Raw genomic sequence first — 25,062 nt, forward strand, 5'->3', positions numbered from 1 at the left:
AATCCTGGGCCTGATTATCGATTATTTTGTGCTGAGCCCTGGTTGCGTTTAGACGCATCCGGCACCAGACGATAAAAGGTTTCGTCCGGTTTAGTCATACTGAGTTCGTTACGTGCGCGTTCCTCAATCGCCTCTTGCCCGCCATTGAGGTCATCAATTTCGGCAAAAAGTTGATCGTTTCGCGCTTTAAGTTTTGCGTTCGTTGCCTGCTGCGCCGTCACGTCATCGTTAACGCGACCGTAGTCATGAAGACCATTCTTACCGAACCACAGCGAATACTGCAGCCAGACCAGCAAGGCCAGCAACAGCAGCGTTAGTTTACCCATCCTGCCCCCTGAAAAACGGCATCATCATCCCACAACTTTGCCCCTGACTCTACTCTGGGGCGACGGAGATGCCGCAACATCGCGGGCAAATGTACCACATTTTTGCCACGGATACGTAAGCACAACAAAGGCACATTATTCGTTACGATTTGAATTATGGCTGAACTTAACCCATCAGCCATAAAAACAGCAGACCGAAGATGGCGACAACCGCCACAATCGTAATCAGAGTGGTGTAAAGCAGTTTGCCATTGAGCAGAGAGTGCAGCGCAATGCCGACCACAACCGCAACGGGCATCAACGCCAAAAAGAACGGCCAAGTGTAGAGGAAGAAAAACAGCGTGTTGCGGCCATAGATCAGGAACGGAATGCCGAGCGCCAGCAACCACGAGACGAAGCCGACCACGGCCCCAGGCAGTGACCAGGTCGTCTCGTCATTGGTCGATAGCGTTTCCGACCCGCTGATAATGTAATTCTGACTGTTGCGCATAACGAATCCTGTGGCCGATGACAATCGGATAGCTCACTATCCGATACCGTCTCAGGATCTGATAATATCGTCCTGGCGGAGCAGGTCTAATAATTGGCTGACTAAATTTGTTACCAATTGTTGACCATCCAGGTGAATTTGAGGCGATTCAGGCGCTTCGTAAACCGCATCAATCCCCGTGAAATTCTTCAGTTCTCCGGCACGCGCCTTTTTATACAACCCTTTCGGATCGCGCGTTTCGCAAATCGCCAGCGGCGTATCAACGAAAACTTCGATAAAACGATCGTGTCCGACTCGCTCGCGCACCATTTGACGTTCCGCGCGATGCGGCGAGATAAACGCCGTGAGCACCACCAGCCCCGCATCGGCCATCAGGCTCGCCACTTCACCGACGCGGCGAATATTCTCTTTGCGATCGTCATCGCTAAAACCCAAATCGCTGCACAGGCCATGACGCACGTTGTCACCGTCCAGCAGATAGGTGCTAACGCCCTGCTGATGCAGGGCCTCTTCCAGCGCGCCCGCAACCGTCGATTTACCGGAGCCAGACAGCCCGGTAAACCACAGCACAACCCCACGGTGACCGTGGAGTTGTTCGCGCTGAGCGACAGTCACCGGATGAGGATGCCAGACGACGTTCTCATCATGCTGAGCCATCACTTGCCTCCCAGCAGATCGCGCGCGCCCCAGTGCGGGAAGTGCTTGCGCACCAGGGCATTCAGCTCCAGCTCAAACGCGCTGAATTCTGACGGCGTCGCGTTGGCCTGCAGATGCGGTTCGTTTACCAGCCCTGCGCCCACAGTGACGTTGGTCAGCCTGTCGATAAAGATCAAACCACCGGTGACCGGGTTGTGCTGGTATTTATCGAGCACCAGCGGTTCGTCAAACGTGAAATCCACCAGGCCAATGCCGTTCAGCGGTAACTCATCCGCTTTATGCTGCGCCAGACTGTTGATGTCCACCTGATATTGAATACCGTCTACGCGTGCTCGTGTTTTCTTACCCGCGATTTTAACGTCGTAGCTCTGGCCCGCGGTCAGCGGTTGCTCCGCCATCCACACCACGTCCAGCGACGCGCTTTGCACCGCAGGGACACTTTCCTCGGCATCCAGCAGCAGATCGCCACGGCTGATATCAATCTCATCTTTCAGCACCAGCGTCACCGCTTCACCCGCGCCCGCTTCCTGCAAGTCACCGTCAAAGGTGACAATACGGGTAATCGCCGATTCCACGCCCGACGGCAGGACTTTAACGCGCTGGCCGACCTTCACAGTGCCCGACGCGATCGTGCCGGAGAAACCCCGGAAATCGAGGTTCGGACGGTTCACGTATTGCACCGGGAAACGCATCGGCTGGTTTTCCACTACGCGCTGAATTTCGACGGTTTCAAGCACTTCCAGCAGCGTTGGGCCGCTGTACCACGGCATATTGACGCTCTGAGAAGCGACGTTATCCCCTTCCAGCGCCGAAAGCGGCACAAAGCGAATATCCAGATGACCTGGCAACTGCTCGGCAAACGTCAGGTAGCTCTCGCGGATTGCTTCGAAAGCCTCTTCGCTGAAGTTCACCAAATCCATTTTATTGACCGCAACGACCAGATGCTTGATCCCCAACAGCGTGGAGATAAAGCTGTGGCGACGCGTTTGATCCAGCACGCCTTTGCGCGCATCCATCAGCAGAATCGCCAGTTCACAGGTCGAGGCCCCGGTCGCCATGTTACGGGTGTACTGTTCGTGGCCTGGGGTATCGGCAATGATAAATTTGCGTTTTTCGGTGGAGAAATAACGATAAGCCACGTCAATGGTAATGCCCTGCTCGCGCTCAGCCTGAAGGCCGTCCACCAGCAAGGCCAGGTCGAGCTTTTCGCCCTGCGTACCGTGACGCTTGCTGTCGTTATGTAGCGAGGAGAGTTGGTCTTCGTAAATCTGACGGGTGTCATGCAGCAGACGACCAATCAGCGTGCTTTTGCCGTCATCGACGCTGCCGCAAGTCAGAAAACGCAGCAGGCTTTTGTGCTGCTGAGCGTGCAGATACGCTTCGACGCCGCCCTCATCAGCAATTTGTTGTGCAATCGTGGTGTTCATGGCGGCTCCTTAGAAATAACCCTGGCGTTTCTTCAGCTCCATTGAGCCGGCCTGATCGCGGTCAATGACGCGCCCCTGCCGCTCGCTGGTGGTGGAGACCAACATCTCTTCGATGATCTCCGGCAGCGTTTGCGCGTTTGATTCCACGGCGCCGGTCAGCGGCCAACAGCCGAGAGTACGGAAACGCACCATCTGATTTTTGATCTCTTCGCCAGGCTGCAAATCAATCCGATCGTCATCGATCATCATCAGCATGCCGTCGCGCTCCAGCACCGGACGCTCTGCCGCCAGATACAGCGGAACGATGTCGATATTTTCCAGATAGATGTACTGCCAGATATCCAGTTCGGTCCAGTTAGACAGCGGGAACACGCGGATGCTTTCGCCTTTGTTAATCTGACCGTTGTAGTTATGCCACAGCTCAGGGCGCTGATTTTTCGGGTCCCAGCGATGGAAGCGATCGCGGAAAGAGTAAATACGCTCTTTAGCGCGGGATTTCTCTTCGTCACGGCGCGCGCCGCCAAACGCAGCATCAAAACCGTATTTGTTCAGCGCCTGCTTTAGCCCTTCGGTTTTCATGATGTCGGTATGCTTACCGCTGCCGTGTACAAACGGGTTGATGCCCATCGCCACGCCTTCCGGGTTTTTATGCACCAGCAGTTCGCAGCCATAAGCTTTCGCGGTACGGTCGCGGAATTCGTACATCTCACGGAATTTCCAGCCGGTATCCACATGCAGCAGCGGGAACGGTAGCGTCCCCGGATAAAACGCTTTACGCGCCAAATGCAGCATCACGCTGGAGTCTTTCCCGATGGAATACATCATCACGGGATTGGAGAATTCGGCAGCCACCTCGCGGATGATATGAATGCTTTCTGCTTCGAGTTGCCGCAGGTGGGTAAGTCGTTTTTGGTCCATAACCGTTCCTTATTCTCCCGCCACATTCAGGGCGGGCATGGGGGCATTTTTGGCAAGATGTTCACGATATTGACGGTGTCGGTCGCAAGCTCCGGATAGGCTTTGATGCGGACAGACAGGGTGCGATGTGACAACTCACTCACAAACAGGAATAGTGGGACTATAGGGGGCGACTCAGGGTGAATGAAATTACGAATTGGAATGAGTAGTTACTCAATGGAATAACGACCTGGAAAAGCTAATATCAAAAAGTGCTTAACACGCGGAATTTCGGGCGTTTAAGAGCAAATGAAATTGTGTAAGCGCGATCACAGTTTCATACTAGGCGAGTTAAAATTAGCGCTGTTTTTTAAGGACTCACTATGTTTTCCGCAATGCGCCACCGTATCGCTGCCCTGGCGTTCGGCGTTTGCTTTATTCTTCCGGCTCACGCAACAGCTAACGCTTTCGGTGAAATCGCCTCAACGCAGGCGCGCCACATTGCCACCGTTTTTCCAGGAAGGATGACCGGCACGCCAGCAGAAATGCTCTCCGCTGATTATCTGCGCCAACAGTTTGCCGACATGGGCTACCAGAGCGATATTCGCGCCTTTCACAGCCGATACATTTATACTTCGCGCAACAACAGTAAAAACTGGCACAACGTGACCGGCAGTACGGTCATTGCTGCGCATGAAGGTAAGACAGCGCAGCAAATTATCATCATGGCGCACCTGGATACCTTCGCGCCGATGAGCGATGAGGATACCGATCATAATCTCGGCGGCCTGACGCTACAGGGAATGGACGATAACGCAGCGGGTTTGGGTGTCATGCTTGAGCTGGCCGAACGTCTGAAAAATACCCCGACGAAATACGGCATTCGCTTTGTCGCCACCAGCGGTGAAGAAGAGGGTAAACTCGGCGCGGAGAATCTGCTTAATCGCATGAGCACGGCTGAGAAGAAAAATACCCTGCTGGTGATTAATCTCGATAACCTGATCGTGGGCGACAAACTCTATTTCAACAGCGGCAAAACGACGCCAAACTCAGTACGCAAGCTTACGCGCGACCGCGCGCTGGCGATTGCCCGGGGTCAGGGCATTCAGGCGGCGATCAATCCAGGACGCAACCCGAATTACCCAAAAGGCACGGGATGTTGTACCGACGGTGAAATATTTGATAAAGCGGGTATTCCGGTGCTGTACGTCGAAGCGACCAACTGGTCTTTAGGCAAAAAAGACGGGTATCAGCAGCGGACTAAATCGAAAGCATTCCCGGACGGAACGAGCTGGCATGACGTGCGACTCGACAACCAGCAGTACATTGACACGGCGCTCCCGCAACGCATTGAGCGGCGCACTCGCGACGTGGTGAAAGTGATGCTACCGCTGGTCAAAGAGCTGGCAAAAGCGAATAAAGCGTAGTGCGGTCTGATGCCCTCACCCCGCCCCTCTCCCACAGGGAGAGGGAGAAAAACAGTACCGAGTGATTCTCTCAACCTGCGGGTAAGGAGAAAGGACAGTATCAGACGACTCTCTCAACCTGCGCGTGAGGCGAAAAGACATCTCCGGGTGATTCCCTCTCCTTGTTGGAGAGTCGAAAAAAGCTCTGTGCACCCCCCTCTACCAATGGCAGAGAGGGAACAAATTAGCGCTCGGAACAGTTCCCTCTCCCTTTGGGAGAGGGTGAGGGAAAAATTACCCCTCGTGCAATCCGCATTCGCGCTTAAGCCCAAAGAATCGCGTCTCTTCTTCCGCCATTCCCGGCTCCCATTTCCGTGTGGTGTGAGTGTCACCCACTGAAAGATAGCCCTGATCCCACAGCGGATGGTATTTCAGCCCGTGCTTCTGCAGATACTGATAAACAGTACGATTATCCCAGTCGATAATCGGCAGCACTTTGAACACGCCGCGCTGAATGCCCAACACCGGCAAGCTGGCGCGACTGCCGGACTGCTCGCGACGCAGACCCGCAAACCACGTTTTCACATTCAGCTCTTCAAGCGCCCGGTTCATCGGCTCGACTTTGTTGATGTCATTGTATTTCTCAATGCCCTCAACGCCCTGCTCCCACAGCTTGCCGTAGCGCGCTTCCTGCCACGCCGCACTCTGTTCCGCGCGATAAACTTTGAGGTTCAGCTTGAGCTTATCTGCCAGCTCATCAATGAACTGATAGGTTTCCGGAAACAGATAGCCCGTATCCGTGAGGATCACCGGAATATCCGGGCGGATCGTGTTCACCAGGTGCAAACTCACCGCCGCCTGAATACCAAAACTTGATGAGAGCGCATACTCGCCTGGAAGGTTTTCCAGCGCCCACGCCACGCGTCCTTCGGCATCCAGTTTTTCCAGTTTGGCGTTGGTTTCCGCCAATGCCAGAATGCGTTCCACTTTCGGTAAATCGTTAAGGGCATTCAGATCGAGTAAGGACATAGCTACCTCTCTTTTATTCCCAAAAATCTCTGGCGGGATCGAGCACAGGGCGAATGATGCCCGCACGCACCGTAAAGTCGCCGAAGCCTTCACCCGCTTCACGCTCTTTCGCCCAGCGCCCGACAAGCTCGTCAAGTGAATCGAGAATTTCGGGTTCAGTAATGTTTTCGCGATACATACGCGGAATGCGCGTTCCGCTGCGGTTGCCGCCCAGATGCACGTTGTAGCGACCCGGCGCTTTACCCACCAGCCCAAGCTCGGCCAGCAGCGCACGGCCGCAGCCGTTCGGGCAACCCGTCACGCGCATCACGATATGCTCATCCGGAATACCGTGTTTCGCCAGCACCGCTTCCACTTTATCGGTGAAGGACGGCAGGAAACGCTCGGCTTCCGCCATCGCCAGCGGACAGGTTGGGAATGAAACGCAGGCCATGGAGTTCTCACGCTGAGGCTTAACGCCATCCATCAGCGTATGTTCGCGCGCCAGCTTCTCGATCTTCGCTTTCTGACTCTCCGGCACGCCGGCAATAATCAGGTTCTGATTCGCAGTGATGCGGAACTCGCCTTTATGAATCTTAGCAATTTCCAGCAGACCGGTTTTCAGCGGACGGCCCGGATAATCCAGAATACGGCCGTTTTCGATAAACAGCGTCAGGTGCCATTTATTGTCGATGCCTTTGACCCAGCCGATGCGATCGCCACGACCGGTAAATTCATACGCACGGATAGGCTCAAAGGTGATCCCCGCGCGACGTTCGACTTCTGCTTTGAACGTCTCTACGCCGACGCGCTCCAGCGTATATTTGGTTTTCGCATTTTTACGATCGGTACGGTTACCCCAGTCGCGCTGGGTGGTCACTACCGCTTCAGCCACGGCCAGCGTGTTCTCCAGCGGGATATAACCAAATTCGCTCGCGGTGCGTGCGTAAGTTTTCTTGTTGCCGTGTTCGATGGACAAACCGCCGCCCACCAGCAGGTTAAAGCCAACCAGCTTGCCGTTTTCCGCAATCGCCACGAAGTTCATGTCGTTGGCGTGCAGATCGATATCATTCTGCGGCGGAATGACCACCGTGGTTTTAAATTTACGCGGCAGATAGGTCTGACCCAGAATCGGCTCGACATCTGTGGTCGCGACTTTTTCCTGATCGAGCCAGATCTCCGCATACGCGCGGGTGCGCGGCAGCAGATGTTCAGAGATCTTCTTCGCCCATTCATACGCCTCGGCGTGCAGCTCTGACTCATACGGGTTGGAGGTACACAACACGTTACGGTTCATGTCGTTCGCAGTCGCCAGCGCGTCCAGCCCGACGGAATGCAGCATCTGGTGTACCGGCTTCACGTTCTTTTTCAGAATGCCGTGAAACTGGAAGGTCTGACGGTTGGTCAGACGAATACTGCCGTAAATCGTGTTGTCGTGGGCGAATTTATCAATCGCCTGCCACTGTTTCGTGGTGATGACCCCACCCGGCAGACGGCAGCGCAGCAGCATCGCATGACGCGGCTCCAGCTTTTGTTCCGCACGTTCTGCACGAATATCGCGGTCATCCTGCTGATACATACCGTGGAAGCGGATCAGCAGGAAGTTGTCGCCTTTGAAACCGCCGGTCAGACCGTCGTTTAAATCTTCGGCAATGGTGCCGCGCAGATAGTTACTATCAACCTTCATGCGCTCGGCGTCAGTCAGTTTGCCTTCGACCACCAGTGGGCCAGGGTGTTTTTCACTCATTAGTAGACATCTCGCTGATAACGGCGCTCTACGCGCAGCTCACTTAAAAATTCATCCGCCGTTTCGATATCCATACCACCGAATTCGGCAATCACTTCCAGCAAAGCCTGCTCAACGTCTTTCGCCATACGATTGGCGTCGCCGCAGACATAAAGGTGGGCACCGTTATTGATCCACGCCCACAGCTCTGCGCCCTGTTCGCGCAGTTTGTCTTGTACGTATATTTTTTGTTTTTGGTCACGAGACCACGCCAGATCGATGCGCGAGAGCACGCCTTCTTTGACGTAGCGCTGCCACTCAACCTGATAAAGGAAATCTTCCGTAAAGTGCGGGTTGCCAAAGAACAGCCAGTTTTTGCCTGGCGCTTCCTCGGCGGCACGCTGCTGCATAAACGCGCGGAACGGTGCGATACCGGTGCCTGGACCAATCATGATAACCGGTGTTTCAGGGTTCGCTGGCAGGCGGAAGTTATCGTTATGCTCAATAAAGACGCGGACTTCGCCCTCTTCCTCAACGCGATCGGCCAGGAAACTGGATGCCCCGCCCGCTCGCGCACGCCCTTCGATATCAAAGCGTACGGCCCCTACGGTGATATGCACTTCGCTTTCCACTTCTGCCTGAGACGAGGCAATGGAATAGAGGCGCGGCGTTAACGGGCGCAGCAGACCGATTAAGGCCTCGGCGTCCAGCTGTGCCGGAGAGAATCGCACCATATCGACAATTGGGGTGGTTGCGGCGTAATGCTGCAGTTTGGCTTTGTCGCCCACCAGCGGCAGCAGCGTTTCGCTGCGGGTCAGCGTGGCGTAATTCTCGACAATATTGGCGGTGTTAACCGTCAGCTCAAAATGCCACTGTAGCGCTTCGGAAAGCGGCAGCGTTTTACCATCGACGCTGACCTGCTCGGTGCCTTTCAGCCACAGCAGTTCCACCAACTCTTTCACTAATGCAGGATCGTTTTGATACCAGACGCCGAGCGCATCGCCCGGCTGGTAGCGCAAGCCGGAATCACCCAGATCAATTTCGATATGACGAACGTCTTTTTCCGAATCGCGACCGGTAATTTTTTGATTTACGGACAGGCTCGCAACCAGCGGCTCTTCTTTGGTATACGGGCTGGTAGAGACTTCATTGACCGCACCCGAAGCACTGATCGCCGCCTGTGCTGGCGTATCCTTCGGTACGCGCGCTTTCAGCACATCCACAATCCGTGCGCGCCATTCGGCGGCCGCGGCTTGATACTCAACGTCGGCATCCACGCGATCCAGCAGACGCTCTGCGCCCAGTTCCGCCAGCTTGCTGTCGAAATCTTTGCCAGACTGGCAGAAGAACTCATAGGACGTATCGCCCAGACCAAACACGGCAAACGCGGTGCCGTCGAGTTTTGGCGCTTTTTTCGAGAACAGGAATTTATGCAGTGCGACCGCTTCTTCGGCCGGTTCGCCTTCGCCCTGCGTAGACGCCACAACGACAACCAGTTTTTCTGACGCGATTTGTTTAAATTTATAATCCCCGGCGTTCACCAGGTTCACGTTCAGTTTGGCGGCGAGCAGATCGTCACGTAGCGCTTCCGCCACGCGACGGGCATTACCCGTTTGCGAAGCAGAGATCAGCGTAATAGCCGGAATTTCAACCGCTGTGGCTGGCGCATTCACGACCGCTCCAGGCTGCTGATTGAGCATTCCCCAGAAATAGCCGGAAACCCAGGCAAGCTGAGTAGGTGAAAAATCAGTGGTGGCCGCCTGAAGGCGCGCCAGTTGCTCCGGGTTAAGAGGAAGCAAATTCGAAGGTGGGGCCTGTGTTGTCATGCGTCGTTATGTTCCAGTAGCAAAGCGGACTTCAAGTAATATGTCCTGAATAGTTCGAGTTGCAGCCAACGCAGCGACAACTGAAGTATGACGGGCATAAAATCCAAACTGAAGATAAGGTTAACGGCGGGGATAATAACAATTAAAGAAGGGATGGAAATAACAAATAACCAAAAGAACTAACCTGTTTTAGTCATGGTTGTTAACAACAAAACTGGTTAATCAACCTACTGAAATATAACCATAAAATTTACCAAATCTGCCCCGAGCAACTGCACTACGAATGATGGCCGTTTTAGTTAATGATTAAAAATGTGCTTTCCGGTACTATGCGGCGGTTTTTTCCGCACTACTGAGAGCACATGATGTCCACCACACTGTTTAAAGATTTCATCTTCGAAGCCGCCCATCACCTCCCGCATGTCCCGCAAGGGCATAAATGTGGCCGTCTGCACGGACACTCTTTTATGGTGCGTCTTGAGATTACTGGTGAAGTCGATCCACATACTGGCTGGATTATGGACTTCTCCGAACTGAAAGCGGCGTTTAAGCCGACGTACGATCGCCTCGATCATTACTATCTGAATGATATTCCCGGGCTGGAAAACCCAACCAGCGAAGTGCTGGCAAAATGGATCTGGGATCAGATGAAACCGCTGCTGCCGCTGTTAAGCTCGGTGATGATCAAAGAGACGTGTACCGCAGGCTGCGTGTATCGCGGAGAGTAAGAAAAAGCCCGGCGAAATGACCGGGCTTTTTTTCAGGCAATATTCAGATACTTGTGCGTCTGCATCGACAATCGCCAGTTGCGGGCGATGCAGGTTTCAATGCACAGACGCGTCGCGTCATCTTTCTGACTGATCGGCTGAAGGGCGATGATTCGCTGCTTTTCATCGGTCAACGTCGCTAGCAGTTCATCCAGCGCTTCGATATCACGCATGCGGCCAACCGGATGCTTAATCTCATCGGCACGCTCAAGCGCCTGCGAAAGTACGTCGTAGCCACCGCGCATGTTCACTTTTGGCGATACAGTCACCCAGGTGGTGTGAGAGCAGCGCACTTCATGCGTGCCGCTGGTTTCAATCTGGCAGCTGTAGCCGTTCTTTTCCAGCAAATCGGTCAGCGACATGAGATCGTGAATGCATGGTTCACCGCCGGTTATCACCACGTGGCGCGCCGTCCATCCCTGACGACCAATTATCGCCAGCAGATCTTCTGCGCTCCCGGCTCCCCATTTATCGCTTTCTTTGGTTTTGGCAAGAATGCTAAACAGCGATACTTCCCGATCTGCCAGTTTGTCCCACGTATGTTTGGTATCACACCAGGCACAGCCAACCGGGCATCCCTGTAAACGAATAAAAATAGCAGGAACGCCAGTGAAGTAACCCTCGCCTTGCAGGGTTTGGAACATCTCGTTAATCGGGTACTGCATAGTCATCTCACTTTGGGGATAATCGTTAATTATCGCAGATCCCCGCCCATGTTTCATGCCCGATCGATGCTGTGTGCCTCAATCGCCGCGACGAAACGTGTCGTGATTTGCTGAGGACGCGTAATAGCGCCCCCCACCACAACCGTGTGAGCGCCTAGCGCAAGGCACCGCGCAGCACGCTCAGGCGTGTCGACATTGCCTTCAGCCACGACAGGAATATTCACGGCAGCCACCACATCGCGTAAAAACTCACAGTCATTTTCGGGAAGCGAATGGCCCTGCGTTTCCGCCGTATAGCCGTAAAGTGTGGTGCCTACGCAATCAAAGCCTAACGCTTGCGCCTCTTTCGCTTCCGCCAGCGTAGCGATATCCGCCATCAACAGCACCGAAGGATAGCGCGCGCGGATTTGCCCGACAAACGATTCCAGCGTTTGTCCATCCGGACGCGGTCGGGCGGTGGCGTCCAGCGCGATAATCTCTGGTTTCACCGTCATCAGTTCATCGATCTCCTTGAGCGTCGCGGTAATAAACACCTCGCTGCCCGGATAATCGCGCTTAATGATGCCAATCACCGGCAGGGAAACCTGCTGTTTAATGGCGGCGATATCCACCACGCTGTTGGCCCGAATCGCTGCCGCACCGCCCTGCGCCGCGGCCAGTGCCATGCGCGACATAATGAACGGGCTGTGCAGCGGTTCGTTTTCCAGCGCCTGACATGAGACGATTAATTTGCCTTTCAATACATCCAGTACAGTCTTCATCACGATAAAATCTCTTCAACTTCGTTTTTGATAATGGTGACATGCGGGCCGTAAATGACCTGAACGCCGTTACCGCGGACGATCACACCGCGTGCGCCAGTGGCTTTTAGCGCGGCCTCATTGACCTTTCCGCCATCCTTGACCGTCACGCGCAACCGCGTTGCACAGCAGTCCACCTCTTCAAGATTCTCTCTGCCGCCAAGCCCGGCGATCACCGCCGCCGCGCGTTCACTTTGTAGGAGCGTGCTTTCGACCACCGCCTCTTTTTCGCGTCCCGGCGTGGCGTAGCCAAATCGGGTGATCATGAAGCGGAAGGTGAAGTAATAGAGGAAGAACCACGGCACGCCGACCAGCGGAACATACATCCAGTTCGTTTTGGCCTCGCCTTGCAGGACGCCAAACAGGATGAAATCGATAAAGCCGCCGGAAAATGTCTGTCCAATGGTGATATGCAGAATGTGGGCGAGCATAAATGCCAGTCCATCGAAGAACGCGTGGATGACATAAAGCACCGGTGCCACGAACAGGAACGAGAACTCAATCGGCTCGGTAATGCCCGTCAGGAAAGAGGTCAACGCCGCAGAAATCAGCAGCCCCGCGACGCGCTTTTTATTCTCGGGTTTGGCAGTGTGATACATCGCCAGACACGCCCCGAGCAGGCCGAACATCATGGTGATAAAGCGCCCGGACATAAAACGTGAAGTGCCGAGGTAAAATTGTTGGGTATTCGGATCGGCAAGCTGTGCAAAGAAGATCCGCTGCGTGCCTTCGACCAGATGACCGTTAACGATCTCACTGCCGCCCAGCGCCGTCGTCCAGAAAGGCAGATAGAAAATATGGTGCAAACCAAACGGGCCGAGCATCCGCAGGATAAAACCGTACAGTAGCGTGCCGAGATAACCCGTCGCATCCACCAGGCCACCGAGGCCAAAGATCAGTTTCTGAAAGTGCGGCCACACAACCGTCATCGCCGCGCCGACGACGATGGCTGCCAGAGAGCTGATAATCGGCACAAAGCGTGAGCCGCCGAAGAAGCCGAGGAACGGCGGCAGCGCGATTTTATTGAACCGATGATGCAGAGTGCAGGTGACCAGACCCATCACCACGCCACCAAAGACGCCGGTCTCCAGCGTCTGAATGCCAAGGGTCATCCCCTGCCCCACGGCACCTGGATTTTCCAGCGCGAGCTTGCCCGTCAGAATCAGCAATGCATTGATGGTGGCATTCATCACCAGGAACGCGAGCAATGCTGCAAGCCCAGCCGTGCCTTTGTCCGTTTTTGCCAGACCAACCGCAACGCCAACCGCAAACAGCACCGACAGGTTTGCAAAAACAATCGAACCCGCGCTGCTCATAATGGTGAAAATGGCCTGCAGCCAGCCGATATCGAGAAATGGATAGGCCGTAAGCGTGTTCGGATTTGATAACGCGCCGCCAATTCCTAACAGCAAACCCGCCGCAGGCAACACGGCAATCGGTAACATAAACGACTTACCAAACCGCTGGGCCTTTTCAAACCACGCGCCTGATGAGGCACCGATGAACATTTGCATCATTATTTTCACTCCCCCATTAACTGATGAAAATTTTTACCACGTAAAAATAATAAAATGAAAATTATCACCAGAAAGGCGGATGTGGATCATACTTTTTTAAAATGACTGGCATCTTTCCCCCGCTTTCCGCCACACTAGCCGGTAGAAAAACGCATCAAGGATCAGGCATGTCAGAAAATGAAAATCTGCTGCTCAGGCTGCGCCAGGGCGTCTCTGGATACAGCCCGACACAGCAAAAGTTGGGATCGTTTGTCCTGAACGATCCTTCCAGAGTGCTCTACCTGACGATTACCGAGCTGGCGCGCGAAAGCGACACCAGCGAAGCGAGCGTGACGCGGCTATGCCGCACGCTAGGGTGCAAGGGATATACCGAATTTAAGATGGCGCTGGCGCTGGATGTTCAGCGTGAACACGTGCCGCTAAAGAAAGGCGATGAGATTGACGAAATCGTCGAAGAGTCGATTTTGGCGCTACAGGATACTTCTCGTCTGCTCGACCGGGAGATTCTGTTAAAAGCCGCTCAGGCATTACACCATTCGCGTTCCGTTTATATTTATGGCGTGGCGGCAAGCGCGATTATCGGGGATTACCTGCACTACAAATTGCTTCGCCTCGGCAAGCCGGCGCAGTTATTTAGCGATATGCATCGTGCGTCGATGAATGCGACGACCTTAACGTCTGATGATCTGGTGGTGGCCATTTCGAGTTCTGGCTCGACACGGGATCTTTTACACGTCGTGAAACTCGCGCGAAAACGTGGCGCACACGTACTGGCGCTGAGTAATACGCCGCGAAGCCCGCTGACATCTTTAAGCGATATGTTGCTGGTAGCAGCGAAGCCTGAAGGCCCGCTCAGCGCGGGTGCGCTGAATGCCAAAGTCGGCGTGATGCTGCTTGTGGAGCTTCTGGCAACGACCATGATTTCGCTGGACGATCGGTATGGTGACGCCAGTCAGCAAACGGCCAGTGCGACGCTTCCCCTGTTGCTGTAATTCAGGCATAAAAAAACCCGCCGAAGCGGGTTTTTCTTAAAATCAAAAGCTCAGTATTACTGACCTTTGATCTCTTTACGACCGTTGTACGGCGCTTTTTCGCCCAGTGCTTCTTCGATACGAATCAGCTGGTTGTATTTAGCAACGCGGTCAGAACGGCTCATAGAACCCGTTTTGATCTGGCCAGCAGCGGTACCAACAGCCAGGTCAGCGATGGTAGCGTCTTCAGTTTCGCCTGAACGGTGAGAGATAACGGCAGTGTAGCCAGCGTCTTTCGCCATTTTGATCGCAGCCAGAGTTTCGGTCAGAGAACCGATCTGGTTGAATTTGATCAGGATGGAGTTAACGATGCCTTTGTCGATACCTTCTTTCAGGATCTTGGTGTTGGTTACGAACAGATCGTCACCAACCAGCTGGATTTTGTCGCCCAGAACTTTAGTCTGGTATGCAAAACCGTCCCAATCAGATTCGTCCAGACCGTCTTCGATAGAAACGATTGGGTACTGTTTGGTCAGATCTTCCAGGAAGTGAGTGAATTCTTCAGAGGTGAACGCTTTGTTGCCTTCGCCAGCCAGAACGTATTTACCGTCTTTGTAGAATTCAGATGCTGCACAGTCCATCGCCAGAGTGATGTCGGTGCCCAGCTCATAACCTGCAGCTTTAACAGCTTCAGCGATAACAGCCAGTGCTTCTGCGTTGGAACCCAGGTTTGGCGCATAGCCACCTTCGTCACCAACAGCAGTGCTCATACCTTTAGCTTTCAGAACTTTAGCCAGGTTATGGAACACTTCAGAACCCATACGAACCGCTTCTTTCAGGGATTTCGCGCCAACTGGCTGAATCATGAATTCCTGAATATCAACGTTGTTATCCGCGTGCTCACCACCGTTGATGATGTTCATCATCGGAACCGGCATAGAGTATTTGCCTGGGGTGCCGTTCAGTTCAGCGATGTGTTCGAACAGCGCCTGACCTTTAGAAGCAGCAGCCGCTTTAGCCGTTGCCAGAGACACAGCCAGGATTGCGTTCGCACCGAAGTTAGATTTGTTTTCAGTACCGTCCAGATCGATCATGATCTTGTCGATACCAGCCTGGTCTTTGGCATCTTTGCCAAGAACAGCCTGAGCGATTGGGCCGTTTACCGCGCCAACAGCTTTCAGTACGCCTTTGCCCATGAAACGGGATTTGTCGCCATCGCGCAGTTCCAGCGCTTCGCGGGAACCAGTAGAAGCACCTGACGGCGCAGCAGCCATACCAACGAAACCACCTTCAAGGTGAACTTCAGCTTCTACGGTAGGGTTACCACGGGAGTCGATGATTTCACGACCGATGACTTTAACAATTTTGGACATTAGATTTTCCTCAGTACAAGTTAAACTAAAACTCCAGACAAACAACGCGTACCCAAGGTACGCGTTGCCGTTCTAACTTTTTTTACTTCGCCTGGCGCTTCTGATACTCGCTGGCGGCTTTCACAAAGCCTGCAAACAGCGGATGCCCATCACGCGGCGTTGAAGTAAATTCCGGGTGGAATTGACAAGCAACAAACCAAGGATGGTTTGGCACTTCAATGATCTCGACTAACTGATCATCCCCGGAACGGCCCGCAATACGCAGACCCGCGGCTTCAATTTGTTTCAACAGCATGTTGTTGACTTCGTAGCGGTGACGATGGCGCTCGGTAATGGTTGTCGAGCCATACATCTTGCGAACCAGACTGTCTTCAGAAACCTGACAAGCCTGTGCGCCAAGACGCATCGTGCCACCCAGATCGCTCTTCTCGGTACGGACTTCGACGTTACCGTCTTCATCACGCCATTCGGTGATAAGCGCCACAACAGGGTACTTACAGTCTGGCACAAATTCCGTAGAGTTCGCGTTTTCCATACCCACTACGTTACGAGCAAACTCAATCAATGCAACCTGCATACCCAGGCAAATGCCAAGGTAAGGAATATTATTTTCACGCGCAAAGCGTGCGGTAGCGATCTTGCCTTCTACACCGCGGTAGCCGAAGCCGCCAGGGATCAGAATAGCATCCAGATCTTTCAGAATTTCGACGCCGCGCGTTTCAACATCCTGCGAATCAATCAGCTTGATGTTAACAGTGACGCGATTCTTCAGACCACCGTGTTTCAGCGCTTCGATGACTGACTTATAGGCATCTGGCAGTTCAATGTACTTGCCAACCATACCGATAGTCACTTCGCCTGCCGGATTCGCTTCTTCGTAAATAACCTGTTCCCATTCGGACAAGTTAGCTTCAGGAACGTTCAAGCTGAATCGTTTACAAATATAATCGTCCAGACCCTGTGATTTCAACAGGCCCGGGATTTTATAAATGGAATCGACGTCTTTTAGAGAAATTACAGCCTTTTCAGCAACGTTACAGAACAATGCAATTTTCGCACGTTCGTTAGCTGGAACGGCACGATCGGAACGGCAAATCAGGATATCCGGCTGGATACCGATAGAGAGCAGTTCTTTCACGGAGTGCTGAGTCGGTTTAGTTTTCACTTCACCGGCAGCGGCCATGTAAGGCACCAGCGTCAGGTGCATAAACAGCGCGTGTTCGCGGCCAATATCTACCGCCAGCTGACGAATCGCTTCCAGGAATGGCAGAGATTCGATATCACCGACCGTACCGCCAATTTCAACCAGCACAACGTCGTGGCCTTCGCCACCGGCAACGATGCGCTCTTTGATTGCATTGGTGATATGCGGGATAACCTGAACGGTTGCGCCTAAGTAGTCGCCACGGCGCTCTTTACGCAGAACGTCAGAGTAGATACGACCCGTAGTGAAGTTGTTGCGGCGACTCATTTTGGTACGAATGAAGCGCTCGTAGTGACCTAAGTCCAGATCGGTTTCAGCGCCGTCTTCGGTAACGAACACTTCACCGTGCTGGATTGGGCTCATGGTGCCTGGATCGACGTTGATGTACGGATCCAATTTCATCATGGTCACATTGAGGCCACGGGCTTCAAGAATGGCCGCGAGAGAGGCTGCGGCAATGCCTTTACCCAGAGAGGATACAACCCCGCCGGTCACAAAAATATAGTTCGTTGTCATGCTGAACCTGAGAAGTTAGGTTGGAATGATGGAATAACCAGGACGGGAAAGTAGTATACCCGAACACGGCGAGTGCCACAAACTTTCATTCTCCGTCTCCTGACTCAGGCTTTGACAAACATAGGGAGTGAGAAAATAGCCGCTTTTGGGTAATTGTTTTTGACGCAAATCAAGCGCTTGTCATTTAAAAAATCACACATAATGCGCTTGATCGCGAAATTTCGTTAGAGATCATGTTCCTGGCGTTTTACTTCCTGCCACACCTCTTCCATCAAATCGAGGTCAACACCGGTCATTTCCAGGCCTCGGGCGGCGACAATGCGCTCAACTTCGCGGAAACGACGCTCAAATTTAAGGTTGGCTTTTTGCAGCGCGGTTTCCGCTTTTACCCCTAAATGACGGGATAAATTAACCGTCGCAAAAAGTAAATCGCCCATCTCCTCTTCCAGTTTGGCTTCATCAACCACGGCCTGCTTTGCTTCGTGCATCACTTCATCAATTTCTTCATGCACTTTATCCAGCACCGGTCCTAATGAGGTCCAGTCAAACCCTACGGTTGAGCAACGTTTCTGAATTTTATGGGCGCGCATGAGCGCTGGCAGGTTCAGCGGGATATCATCCAGCGCGGAATGCTGCGATTTTTCAGCCCGTTCAGCACTTTTGATTTGCTCCCAACGGGCCAGCACTTCGGTACTGTTGTTTGCTGTCGCCTCACCAAAGATGTGCGGGTGACGACGCTCAAGTTTGTCACTGATGGCAGCGCAAATATCGTCGAAATCGAAACGCGCTTCTTCCTGAGCCATTTGCGCGTAAAACACCACCTGGAACAGCAGGTCGCCCAGTTCGCCGCGCAGATCGTCAAAATCTTCGCGCGAAATAGCGTCCAGCACTTCGTACGTTTCTTCGAGGGTGTAAGGCGCGATGGTGGCGAAAGTCTGCTCTTTGTCCCACGGACAGCCGTTTTCCGGGTCACGCAGGCGTTTCATTATGCCGAGCAGGCGGTCGATTTGGGTCATGAGGAGTTCCTGGTAAAAATGAGAAACGCCGGGCGGCAATGACGCCTTACCCGGCTGATAAAAGAGGATTAACCGCCGTGCAGACGACGGGCGTCAATCACATCCGGCACCTGGTTCAGTTTGCCAAGCACGCGGCCCAGCACCTGCAGGTTGTAGATTTCGATCGTCATATCGATGGTGGCGAGCTGCTCGCGCGTGTCGCTACGACTCGCCACGCCCAGCACGTTGACCTTCTCATTGGCAAGAATCGTGGTGATGTCACGCAGCAAACCGCTACGGTCATTGGCCGTGACGCGCACCACCAGCGAGTAACCGGCGGAATAGCTTTCGCCCCACACCGCATCCACGATGCGTTCCGGCGCATGAGATTGCAGCTCGGCCAACTGGTCGCAGTCCGAACGGTGAATTGAAATTCCCCGCCCCTGAGTAATAAAGCCGACAATGTCATCGCCAGGGATCGGCTGGCAGCAGCGGGCAATGTGGTGCATCAAATTGCCGACACCTTCAACCACTACGCGGCCATTGTCTTTGCTGCGATGCGGTGGCGTGTAGGTTTTCTGCTGAAGCTGTTTCAGCGCAGCTGCATCTTGTTCAGCCGCGCTCGGCTTATTGAACTTCGACTGCAGGAAATTCACCATCTGGTTGAGGCGAATATCGCCCCCGCCAATAGCCGCCAACAGCTCATCCATTTCGTTGAAGTTGTAGCGCGGCAACAGGTGTTTTTCTGCTTCTTTCAGGTTGATGCCTAAATGTTCCAGCTCATCATCCAAAATCTGGCGACCCGCGATGATATTTTTGTCGCGATCTTGCTTACGGAACCAGGCATGGATTTTGGAGCGGCCACGGCTGGTAGTGACATAACCGAGGTTCGGGTTTAGCCAGTCGCGGCTTGGGTTCGGCTGTTTCTGGGTGATGATTTCAATCTGATCGCCCATCTGTAGCTGATAGGTAAACGGCACGATGCGGCCGCCAATCTTCGCCCCGATGCAGCGATGCCCCACATCGCTGTGAATGTGGTAAGCAAAATCGAGCGGCGTTGAACCTGTCGGCAGGTCAACTACATCCCCTTTTGGCGTAAAGACATACACCCGGTCGTCAAAGACCTGGCTGCGCACTTCGTCGAGCAATTCGCCCGAATCGGCCATCTCTTCTTGCCAGGCGATAAGCTTACGCAGCCAGGCAATACGATCTTCGTGGCCGGTACGCGTTCCGGTAGACGGGCCTTCTTTGTATTTCCAGTGTGCCGCGACGCCAAGCTCGGCGTCTTCATGCATCTGTTTGGTACGAATCTGAATTTCAACCGTTTTGCCGCCAGGACCCAGCACAACGGTGTGAATAGACTGATAGCCGTTCGGTTTGGGGTTGGCGACGTAATCGTCAAACTCATCCGGTAAATGACGGAAGTGAGTATGCACTATCCCCAGCGCGGCGTAGCAGTCCTGCAAACGATCGGCGACGATGCGCACAGCGCGCACGTCAAACAGCTCATCAAAGGCAAGATGCTTTTTCTGCATTTTGCGCCAGATGCTGTAGATGTGTTTCGGTCGGCCATACACTTCGGCCCGCACGTTTTCTTCTTTCATCGCCTGACGCAATCCACCGACAAACTCGTCGATATAGTGCTCGCGATCGATACGGCGCTCGTGCAGCAGTTTGGCAATGCGTTTGTATTCCGCAGGGTGCAGATAGCGGAAGCAGTAATCCTCAAGCTCCCATTTCAGCTGTCCGATGCCTAAACGGTTAGCAAGAGGCGCATAGATATTGGTGCACTCTTTTGCTGCCAGCACGCGCTCATCTTCAGGTGCATCTTTCACTTCGCGCAGGTGGGCAACGCGTTCGGCCAGCTTGATGACGACGCAGCGGAAATCATCCACCATCGCCAGTAGCATGCGGCGAACGTTATCAACCTGTTCGGAGGAGACCGAGTCCGTGTGAGCCGCTTTAAGCTGACGAATGGCAGCCATATCGCGCACGCCGTGAATCAGTTCAACTACGGGTTTTCCTACGCTCTCACGCAGCACATCTTCGCTGACCACGTCGGCATCCGCCAGTGGGAACAGCAGCGCGGCCTGCAGCGTTTCGATATCCATGTTGAGCATGGAGAGGATTTCGACCATCTCGATGCCGCGCCATAACACCAAATCGGCGTCAGCATGGCCCTGCGTCATGCGCAGACAATAGGCCCAGGTTTCGGTTAAGCGTTCACACGACTGCTGGCTGGAAATCCCCAGACTTGCGATCCATTTTTGTGGGTCAAACTCACCAGCTTTATTGAGATGTGCACTTCTTACCGCAACCATCGTCCTCTCCTTTAGGGACAAGGGCCTGTCGAATTCGACAAGCCGAAACTAATCACTAGAGCTGAAACAACACCATTGATTCCAGGTGCCCAGTGTGCGGGAACATATCCAGCATTGCCAGACGCTGAATTTGGTAACCCGCACTTAATAATGCCTCGCTGTCCCGCGCTAATGTCGCTGGGTTACAGGAAACATAGACCACGCGTTTTGGCGCGAGTTTAATTATATGCTGCATTACGCCTGGCGCACCCGCGCGTGCGGGATCGAGTAAAATTTTATCAAAACCGTGCTGCGCCCAGGGCTGTTGAGTGACATCCTCTTCAAGGTTTTCATGGAAGAATGTCACATTATCCAACGTGTTATGACGCGCATTTTGCTGCCCTTTTTCGACCAGCGCATTGACGCCTTCGACGCCGACGACGCTGGCTGCTCGTTGCGCCAGAGGCAAGGTAAAATTCCCCATGCCGCAAAACAGGTCGAGCACTCGGTCACCGGGCTGAATATCAAGCCACTCAATCGCTTTCGCGACCATCTGCTGGTTCACACCGTCGTTCACCTGGATGAAATCGCGCGGACTGAACGTTAAGCGTAGTCCGTCAGAGAGATACCAGGGATCGTCACCCGACACGCGCTCAAGTATCTCGCTTTGTGGCGCGAGAAAAAGCGTCAGTTCATGAGAATGCGAAAAGCGTTCCAGTTTTTCGCGATCCGGAGCGGAAAGTGGCGCAGTGTGGCGCAGTACCATCAGCGGCCCATTATCAGCAAGGACTAGCTCAACATGTCCCAGCGCACGCGCGCCCTGCAAATCAGAAAGACAGTTGCGCAAATGCGGGAGCAATGCCTCAAGATGGGGCACCAAAACGGGGCACTGCTTCACATCCACGATGTCACTGGAGGCGGCTTTGCGAAAACCCATCGCCAGTTTTTGCGTTTTGGGTTCATAGCTCAGGCTCAGACGCGCCCGGCGGCGATATCCCCAGGGCTCCCCGGAGATGATCTCATTCACCTCATGTTTCATCAGACGCGCCAGCGCAGTGCTTTTGCTGCTCTGTTGTAGCGCAACGCTCGCATGCTGCTGCTGGCAGCCACCGCACACGCCAAAATGCGGACAGCGTGGCGCAACGCGTTCAGGACTATCATTAAGGCGACGTTTTACCTGACCACGTGAATACTTGCTTTTGTCTTCCGTCAGGGTGACTTCGGCCCGTTCATTCGGTAATAATCCGGGAATAAACAAGGCTTTGCCATTATGACGCGCAACGCCCTGACCAAACGGGTCCAGGTCTGTGGCTTCAACAGTTATGATCTGACGCGTCGTCACGCGTCGCTTTGCAGAGTAGAATTGCGCCATCGCCGAGAATTTTCTCAAAAAAACATAATGACCCTAATTGTCCCATAACGGAACGCCATGACCAACTACAGCCTGCGCGCACGCATGATGATTTTGATTCTCGCCCCGACCGTTCTGATCGGTTTGCTGTTGAGCATCTTCTTTGTTGTGCACCGTTACAATGACTTGCAGCGTCAACTGGAAGATGCGGGCGCCAGCATCATCGAACCGCTGGCCGTGTCGAGTGAATACGGCATGAATCTGCAAAATCGTGATTCTCTCGGGCAGCTCATCAGCGTGTTGCATCGCCGCCATTCAGAGATCGTGCGCGCTATTTCCGTGTATGACGAAAATAATCGCCTGTTCGTCACCTCGAATTTTCATCTCGATCCCAGTGAGCTGAAAATCGCCGACGGCGTGCCCTTCCCGCGTCATCTGACGGTGGTAAGGCGTGGCGATATTATGATTCTGCGTACGCCGATTTTATCGGAGAGCTATTCGCCGGATGAATCCGCCGTATCAGACGCCAAGGCCAGCAAGAATATGTTGGGATATGTGGCGCTGGAGTTGGATCTCAAGTCAGTGCGGCTCCAGCAGTACAAAGAAATATTTATCTCCAGCGTGATGATGCTGTTTTGTATCGGGATTGCGCTCATTTTCGGCTGGCGTTTAATGCGCGACGTCACCAGTCCCATTCGTAATATGGTGAATACCGTTGACCGTATCCGCCGCGGGCAGCTCGACAGTCGTGTCGAAGGGTTTATGCTCGGCGAACTGGATATGCTGAAAAACGGCATTAACTCGATGGCGATGTCGCTGGCGGCCTATCACGAAGAGATGCAGCATAACGTCGATCAGGCCACCTCGGATCTGCGCGAAACCCTTGAGCAGATGGAGATCCAGAACGTCGAGCTGGATTTAGCGAAAAAACGCGCTCAGGAAGCCGCGCGTATTAAATCAGAATTCCTCGCCAATATGTCCCACGAGCTGCGCACGCCGCTGAACGGGGTAATTGGCTTTACGCGCCTGACGTTAAAATCGGAGCTCAATCCCACCCAGCGCGATCATCTGCATACCATTGAGCGTTCAGCCAATAATCTGCTGGCGATCATTAACGACGTGCTTGATTTCTCTAAGCTGGAAGCGGGCAAGCTGATCCTCGAAAGCATTCCTTTCCCGCTGCGCAGCACCCTGGATGAAATCGTGACGCTACTTGCGCACTCCTCGCACGACAAAGGTCTTGAGCTGACGCTGAACATCAAAAATGACGTGCCGGATAATGTCATCGGCGATCCGCTGCGTCTCCAGCAGGTGATCACTAATCTGGTGGGGAACGCGATTAAATTTACCGAAAACGGAAACATTGACGTTCTGGTCGAAAAGCGTGCGATCAGCAATAACAAACTCCAGATTGAGGTGCAGATCCGCGATACCGGCATTGGGATCCCTGAGCGGGATCAGTCGCGGCTGTTCCAGGCTTTCCGCCAGGCGGATGCCAGTATTTCTCGTCGCCACGGCGGGACAGGATTAGGGCTGGTGATCACCCAAAAACTGCTCAAAGAGATGGGCGGGGATATCTCCTTCCACAGCCAGCCCAATCGCGGATCGACGTTCTGGTTCCATATCAGTCTCGACCTGAATCCCAACGTGGTGACCGACGGCCCAATGACACACTGCCTGCGCGGCATGCGTCTGGCCTATGTCGAACCGAACGCCGCAGCGGCCCAAAGTACGCTGGATGTGCTCAGCACTACGCCGCTGGAGGTCATATACAGCCCCACGTTCTCTGCCCTCGCCGTCGATCATTACGACATTTTGCTGATGGGTATTCCGGTCACCTTTACGGGCGAACTGACGATGCAGCAGGAGCGGCTGACGAAAGCCGCTTCCATGACCGATTACCTGCTTCTGGCGCTGCCGTGTCACGCGCAGCTGAACGCGGAGGAGCTAAAAAATGACGGTGCGGCTGCCTGTCTGTTAAAACCGCTGACCGCAACACGTCTGCTGCCAGCGCTGACCGAATATTGCCGCATCAATCATCATGCACTCCCCGTCGCTCATGATGACCACAAGCTGCCAATGAGCGTCATGGCTGTCGATGACAATCCGGCCAACCTCAAACTCATCGGTGTGTTACTGGAAGATCAGGTGCAGCACGTTGAGCTATGCAGCAGCGGCGCACAGGCGGTGGAACATGCGAAGCAGATGCAATTTGATCTGATACTGATGGATATTCAGATGCCGGACATGGATGGCATTCGCGCCTGTGAGTTGATTCGCCAGCTCCCACATCAGCAGCAAACACCGGTGATTGCAGTGACGGCTCATGCCATGGCGGGGCAAAAAGAGAAGCTGTTGAGTGCCGGAATGAATGATTATCTGGCGAAACCGATCGACGAAGAGAAGCTGCACAGCTTGCTGTTACGCTATAAACCCGGCCTCGCGGGGGGCGCCTACATTGCCCCGTCAGAACCCGTGGAAATGACCTTTAATCCTAATGCCACACTCGACTGGCAACTGGCGCTGCATCAGGCGGCGGGTAAACCGGATTTAGCGCGAGAGATGCTGCAAATGCTGATCGCCTTCCTGCCGGAAATCCGGAATAAAGTAGAAGAACAGCTGGTGGGTGAAAACCCGGAAGATCTGCTTGAGGCCATTCATAAATTGCACGGCAGTTGCAGCTACAGCGGCGTGCCGCGCCTGAAAAGTCTCTGCCAATTGCTTGAGCAGCAGTTGCGTTCCGGTACGCCTGAGTCAGAGCTGGAGCCAGAGTTTCTCGAATTGCTGGATGAAATGGATAACGTTACGCGCGAAGCGAGAAAAATGCTGGGATAAGAAAA

General features: G+C 53.7%; 20 protein-coding genes. 4 read left to right on the forward strand and 16 right to left on the reverse strand.

Annotated elements, in window-relative coordinates; translation table 11 throughout:
• Nucleotides 1-14: 14 nt before the first annotated feature.
• From ftsB to cysD, 5 genes are all read right to left on the reverse strand, one after another.
• Nucleotides 15-326, reverse strand: coding sequence for a cell division protein FtsB (ftsB, locus tag AC07RN_RS13375; protein WP_015960212.1), 312 nt, complete (start codon nucleotides 324-326; stop codon nucleotides 15-17).
• Between the two features lie 166 nt (nucleotides 327-492).
• On the reverse strand, nucleotides 493-816 hold the full coding sequence (locus AC07RN_RS13380) for a DUF3561 family protein (RefSeq protein ID WP_015960213.1): 324 nt from the start codon (nucleotides 814-816) through the stop codon (nucleotides 493-495).
• A gap of 51 nt (nucleotides 817-867) precedes the next feature.
• Nucleotides 868-1,473 (reverse strand): adenylyl-sulfate kinase, encoded by a 606-nt coding sequence (gene cysC, locus AC07RN_RS13385; protein ID WP_235133953.1) that lies wholly within the window; start codon nucleotides 1,471-1,473, stop codon nucleotides 868-870.
• The gene (gene cysN / locus AC07RN_RS13390; protein WP_235133954.1) at nucleotides 1,473-2,900 is read right to left on the reverse strand and encodes a sulfate adenylyltransferase subunit CysN; all 1,428 of its coding nucleotides are present in this window, start codon (nucleotides 2,898-2,900) and stop codon (nucleotides 1,473-1,475) included. The genes cysC and cysN overlap by 1 nt, the downstream gene beginning before the upstream one ends.
• A 9-nt stretch (nucleotides 2,901-2,909) precedes the next feature.
• Nucleotides 2,910-3,818, reverse strand: coding sequence for a sulfate adenylyltransferase subunit CysD (gene cysD / locus AC07RN_RS13395; protein WP_015960216.1), 909 nt, complete (start codon nucleotides 3,816-3,818; stop codon nucleotides 2,910-2,912).
• A 362-nt stretch (nucleotides 3,819-4,180) separates the two neighbouring features.
• Here cysD and AC07RN_RS13400 point away from each other — a divergent pair, with 362 nt between their 5' ends.
• On the forward strand, nucleotides 4,181-5,224 hold the full coding sequence (locus tag AC07RN_RS13400; RefSeq protein WP_478336586.1) for an aminopeptidase: 1,044 nt from the start codon (nucleotides 4,181-4,183) through the stop codon (nucleotides 5,222-5,224).
• 273 nt (nucleotides 5,225-5,497) lie between these two features.
• On the opposite strand, the gene cysH is transcribed toward AC07RN_RS13400, so the two are convergent.
• The 3 genes from cysH to cysJ are packed head-to-tail and all read right to left on the reverse strand — an operon-like array spanning nucleotide 5,498 to nucleotide 9,763.
• Nucleotides 5,498-6,232: a phosphoadenosine phosphosulfate reductase gene (gene cysH, locus AC07RN_RS13405; protein WP_015960218.1), complete on the reverse strand. Its 735-nt coding sequence runs from the start codon at nucleotides 6,230-6,232 to the stop codon at nucleotides 5,498-5,500.
• A 13-nt stretch (nucleotides 6,233-6,245) separates the two neighbouring features.
• Nucleotides 6,246-7,958 (reverse strand): assimilatory sulfite reductase (NADPH) hemoprotein subunit, encoded by a 1,713-nt coding sequence (gene cysI, locus AC07RN_RS13410; protein ID WP_478336587.1) that lies wholly within the window; start codon nucleotides 7,956-7,958, stop codon nucleotides 6,246-6,248.
• Nucleotides 7,958-9,763, reverse strand: coding sequence for an NADPH-dependent assimilatory sulfite reductase flavoprotein subunit (cysJ, locus tag AC07RN_RS13415; RefSeq protein ID WP_478336588.1), 1,806 nt, complete (start codon nucleotides 9,761-9,763; stop codon nucleotides 7,958-7,960). The genes cysI and cysJ overlap by 1 nt, the downstream gene beginning before the upstream one ends.
• A gap of 362 nt (nucleotides 9,764-10,125) precedes the next feature.
• Between cysJ and queD the strand changes: the two genes are divergently transcribed.
• Entirely contained in the window at nucleotides 10,126-10,491 is a 366-nt protein-coding gene (gene queD, locus AC07RN_RS13420; RefSeq protein ID WP_449553895.1) for a 6-carboxytetrahydropterin synthase QueD, read from the forward strand.
• A gap of 32 nt (nucleotides 10,492-10,523) precedes the next feature.
• Here queD and queE read toward each other — a convergent pair whose 3' ends face one another.
• Genes queE through AC07RN_RS13435 form a run of 3 tightly spaced genes read right to left on the reverse strand, consistent with a single transcriptional unit; the run spans nucleotide 10,524 to nucleotide 13,512 of the window.
• Nucleotides 10,524-11,195, reverse strand: coding sequence for a 7-carboxy-7-deazaguanine synthase QueE (queE, locus tag AC07RN_RS13425; protein WP_133631266.1), 672 nt, complete (start codon nucleotides 11,193-11,195; stop codon nucleotides 10,524-10,526).
• A 53-nt stretch (nucleotides 11,196-11,248) separates the two neighbouring features.
• Nucleotides 11,249-11,956, reverse strand: coding sequence for an N-acetylmannosamine-6-phosphate 2-epimerase (locus AC07RN_RS13430; RefSeq protein WP_478336721.1), 708 nt, complete (start codon nucleotides 11,954-11,956; stop codon nucleotides 11,249-11,251).
• Nucleotides 11,956-13,512 carry a PTS transporter subunit EIIC gene (locus AC07RN_RS13435; RefSeq protein ID WP_478336589.1) on the reverse strand — a complete coding sequence of 519 codons (1,557 nt, stop codon included), beginning with the start codon at nucleotides 13,510-13,512 and terminating at the stop codon, nucleotides 11,956-11,958. The genes AC07RN_RS13430 and AC07RN_RS13435 overlap by 1 nt, the downstream gene beginning before the upstream one ends.
• A gap of 167 nt (nucleotides 13,513-13,679) precedes the next feature.
• Between AC07RN_RS13435 and AC07RN_RS13440 the strand changes: the two genes are divergently transcribed.
• Nucleotides 13,680-14,504 carry a MurR/RpiR family transcriptional regulator gene (locus AC07RN_RS13440; protein WP_478336590.1) on the forward strand — a complete coding sequence of 275 codons (825 nt, stop codon included), beginning with the start codon at nucleotides 13,680-13,682 and terminating at the stop codon, nucleotides 14,502-14,504.
• A gap of 56 nt (nucleotides 14,505-14,560) precedes the next feature.
• Here the strand turns inward: AC07RN_RS13440 and eno are convergent, their stop codons facing one another.
• From eno to rlmD, 5 genes are all read right to left on the reverse strand, one after another.
• Entirely contained in the window at nucleotides 14,561-15,856 is a 1,296-nt protein-coding gene (eno, locus tag AC07RN_RS13445; RefSeq protein ID WP_449553896.1) for a phosphopyruvate hydratase, read from the reverse strand.
• Nucleotides 15,857-15,938: 82 nt separating this feature from the next.
• Complete coding sequence (pyrG, locus tag AC07RN_RS13450) at nucleotides 15,939-17,576, reverse strand: glutamine hydrolyzing CTP synthase (protein WP_015960227.1); 1,638 nt, start codon at nucleotides 17,574-17,576, stop codon at nucleotides 15,939-15,941.
• A 224-nt stretch (nucleotides 17,577-17,800) separates the two neighbouring features.
• Nucleotides 17,801-18,592 (reverse strand): nucleoside triphosphate pyrophosphohydrolase, encoded by a 792-nt coding sequence (mazG, locus tag AC07RN_RS13455; protein ID WP_059177668.1) that lies wholly within the window; start codon nucleotides 18,590-18,592, stop codon nucleotides 17,801-17,803.
• Nucleotides 18,593-18,660: 68 nt separating this feature from the next.
• Nucleotides 18,661-20,892, reverse strand: coding sequence for a GTP diphosphokinase (gene relA, locus AC07RN_RS13460; protein ID WP_015960229.1), 2,232 nt, complete (start codon nucleotides 20,890-20,892; stop codon nucleotides 18,661-18,663).
• A 55-nt stretch (nucleotides 20,893-20,947) separates the two neighbouring features.
• A complete protein-coding gene (rlmD, locus tag AC07RN_RS13465) occupies nucleotides 20,948-22,243 on the reverse strand; it encodes a 23S rRNA (uracil(1939)-C(5))-methyltransferase RlmD (protein ID WP_478336591.1) in 1,296 nt (431 codons plus the stop codon).
• A gap of 57 nt (nucleotides 22,244-22,300) precedes the next feature.
• Between rlmD and barA the strand changes: the two genes are divergently transcribed.
• A complete protein-coding gene (gene barA / locus AC07RN_RS13470) occupies nucleotides 22,301-25,057 on the forward strand; it encodes a two-component sensor histidine kinase BarA (RefSeq protein WP_478336592.1) in 2,757 nt (918 codons plus the stop codon).
• The last annotated feature ends 5 nt before the right edge of the window (nucleotides 25,058-25,062 follow it).

It is taken from the genome of Lelliottia sp. GFLA7, assembly GCF_056490165.1.

Excerpts from the sequence above, each read along its gene's own strand:
- ftsB (WP_015960212.1), bottom strand. The coding sequence starts at position 326 with ATGGGTAAACTAACGCTGCTGTTGCTGGCCTTGCTGGTCTGGCTGCAG.
- AC07RN_RS13380 (WP_015960213.1), bottom strand. The coding sequence starts at position 816 with ATGCGCAACAGTCAGAATTACATTATCAGCGGGTCGGAAACGCTATCG.
- cysC (WP_235133953.1), bottom strand. The coding sequence starts at position 1,473 with ATGGCTCAGCATGATGAGAACGTCGTCTGGCATCCTCATCCGGTGACT.
- cysN (WP_235133954.1), bottom strand. The coding sequence starts at position 2,900 with ATGAACACCACGATTGCACAACAAATTGCTGATGAGGGCGGCGTCGAA.
- cysD (WP_015960216.1), bottom strand. The coding sequence starts at position 3,818 with ATGGACCAAAAACGACTTACCCACCTGCGGCAACTCGAAGCAGAAAGC.
- AC07RN_RS13400 (WP_478336586.1), top strand. The coding sequence starts at position 4,181 with ATGTTTTCCGCAATGCGCCACCGTATCGCTGCCCTGGCGTTCGGCGTT.
- cysH (WP_015960218.1), bottom strand. The coding sequence starts at position 6,232 with ATGTCCTTACTCGATCTGAATGCCCTTAACGATTTACCGAAAGTGGAA.
- cysI (WP_478336587.1), bottom strand. The coding sequence starts at position 7,958 with ATGAGTGAAAAACACCCTGGCCCACTGGTGGTCGAAGGCAAACTGACT.
- cysJ (WP_478336588.1), bottom strand. The coding sequence starts at position 9,763 with ATGACAACACAGGCCCCACCTTCGAATTTGCTTCCTCTTAACCCGGAG.
- queD (WP_449553895.1), top strand. The coding sequence starts at position 10,126 with ATGATGTCCACCACACTGTTTAAAGATTTCATCTTCGAAGCCGCCCAT.
- queE (WP_133631266.1), bottom strand. The coding sequence starts at position 11,195 with ATGCAGTACCCGATTAACGAGATGTTCCAAACCCTGCAAGGCGAGGGT.
- AC07RN_RS13430 (WP_478336721.1), bottom strand. The coding sequence starts at position 11,956 with ATGAAGACTGTACTGGATGTATTGAAAGGCAAATTAATCGTCTCATGT.
- AC07RN_RS13435 (WP_478336589.1), bottom strand. The coding sequence starts at position 13,512 with ATGATGCAAATGTTCATCGGTGCCTCATCAGGCGCGTGGTTTGAAAAG.
- AC07RN_RS13440 (WP_478336590.1), top strand. The coding sequence starts at position 13,680 with ATGTCAGAAAATGAAAATCTGCTGCTCAGGCTGCGCCAGGGCGTCTCT.
- eno (WP_449553896.1), bottom strand. The coding sequence starts at position 15,856 with ATGTCCAAAATTGTTAAAGTCATCGGTCGTGAAATCATCGACTCCCGT.
- pyrG (WP_015960227.1), bottom strand. The coding sequence starts at position 17,576 with ATGACAACGAACTATATTTTTGTGACCGGCGGGGTTGTATCCTCTCTG.
- mazG (WP_059177668.1), bottom strand. The coding sequence starts at position 18,592 with ATGACCCAAATCGACCGCCTGCTCGGCATAATGAAACGCCTGCGTGAC.
- relA (WP_015960229.1), bottom strand. The coding sequence starts at position 20,892 with ATGGTTGCGGTAAGAAGTGCACATCTCAATAAAGCTGGTGAGTTTGAC.
- rlmD (WP_478336591.1), bottom strand. The coding sequence starts at position 22,243 with ATGGCGCAATTCTACTCTGCAAAGCGACGCGTGACGACGCGTCAGATC.
- barA (WP_478336592.1), top strand. The coding sequence starts at position 22,301 with ATGACCAACTACAGCCTGCGCGCACGCATGATGATTTTGATTCTCGCC.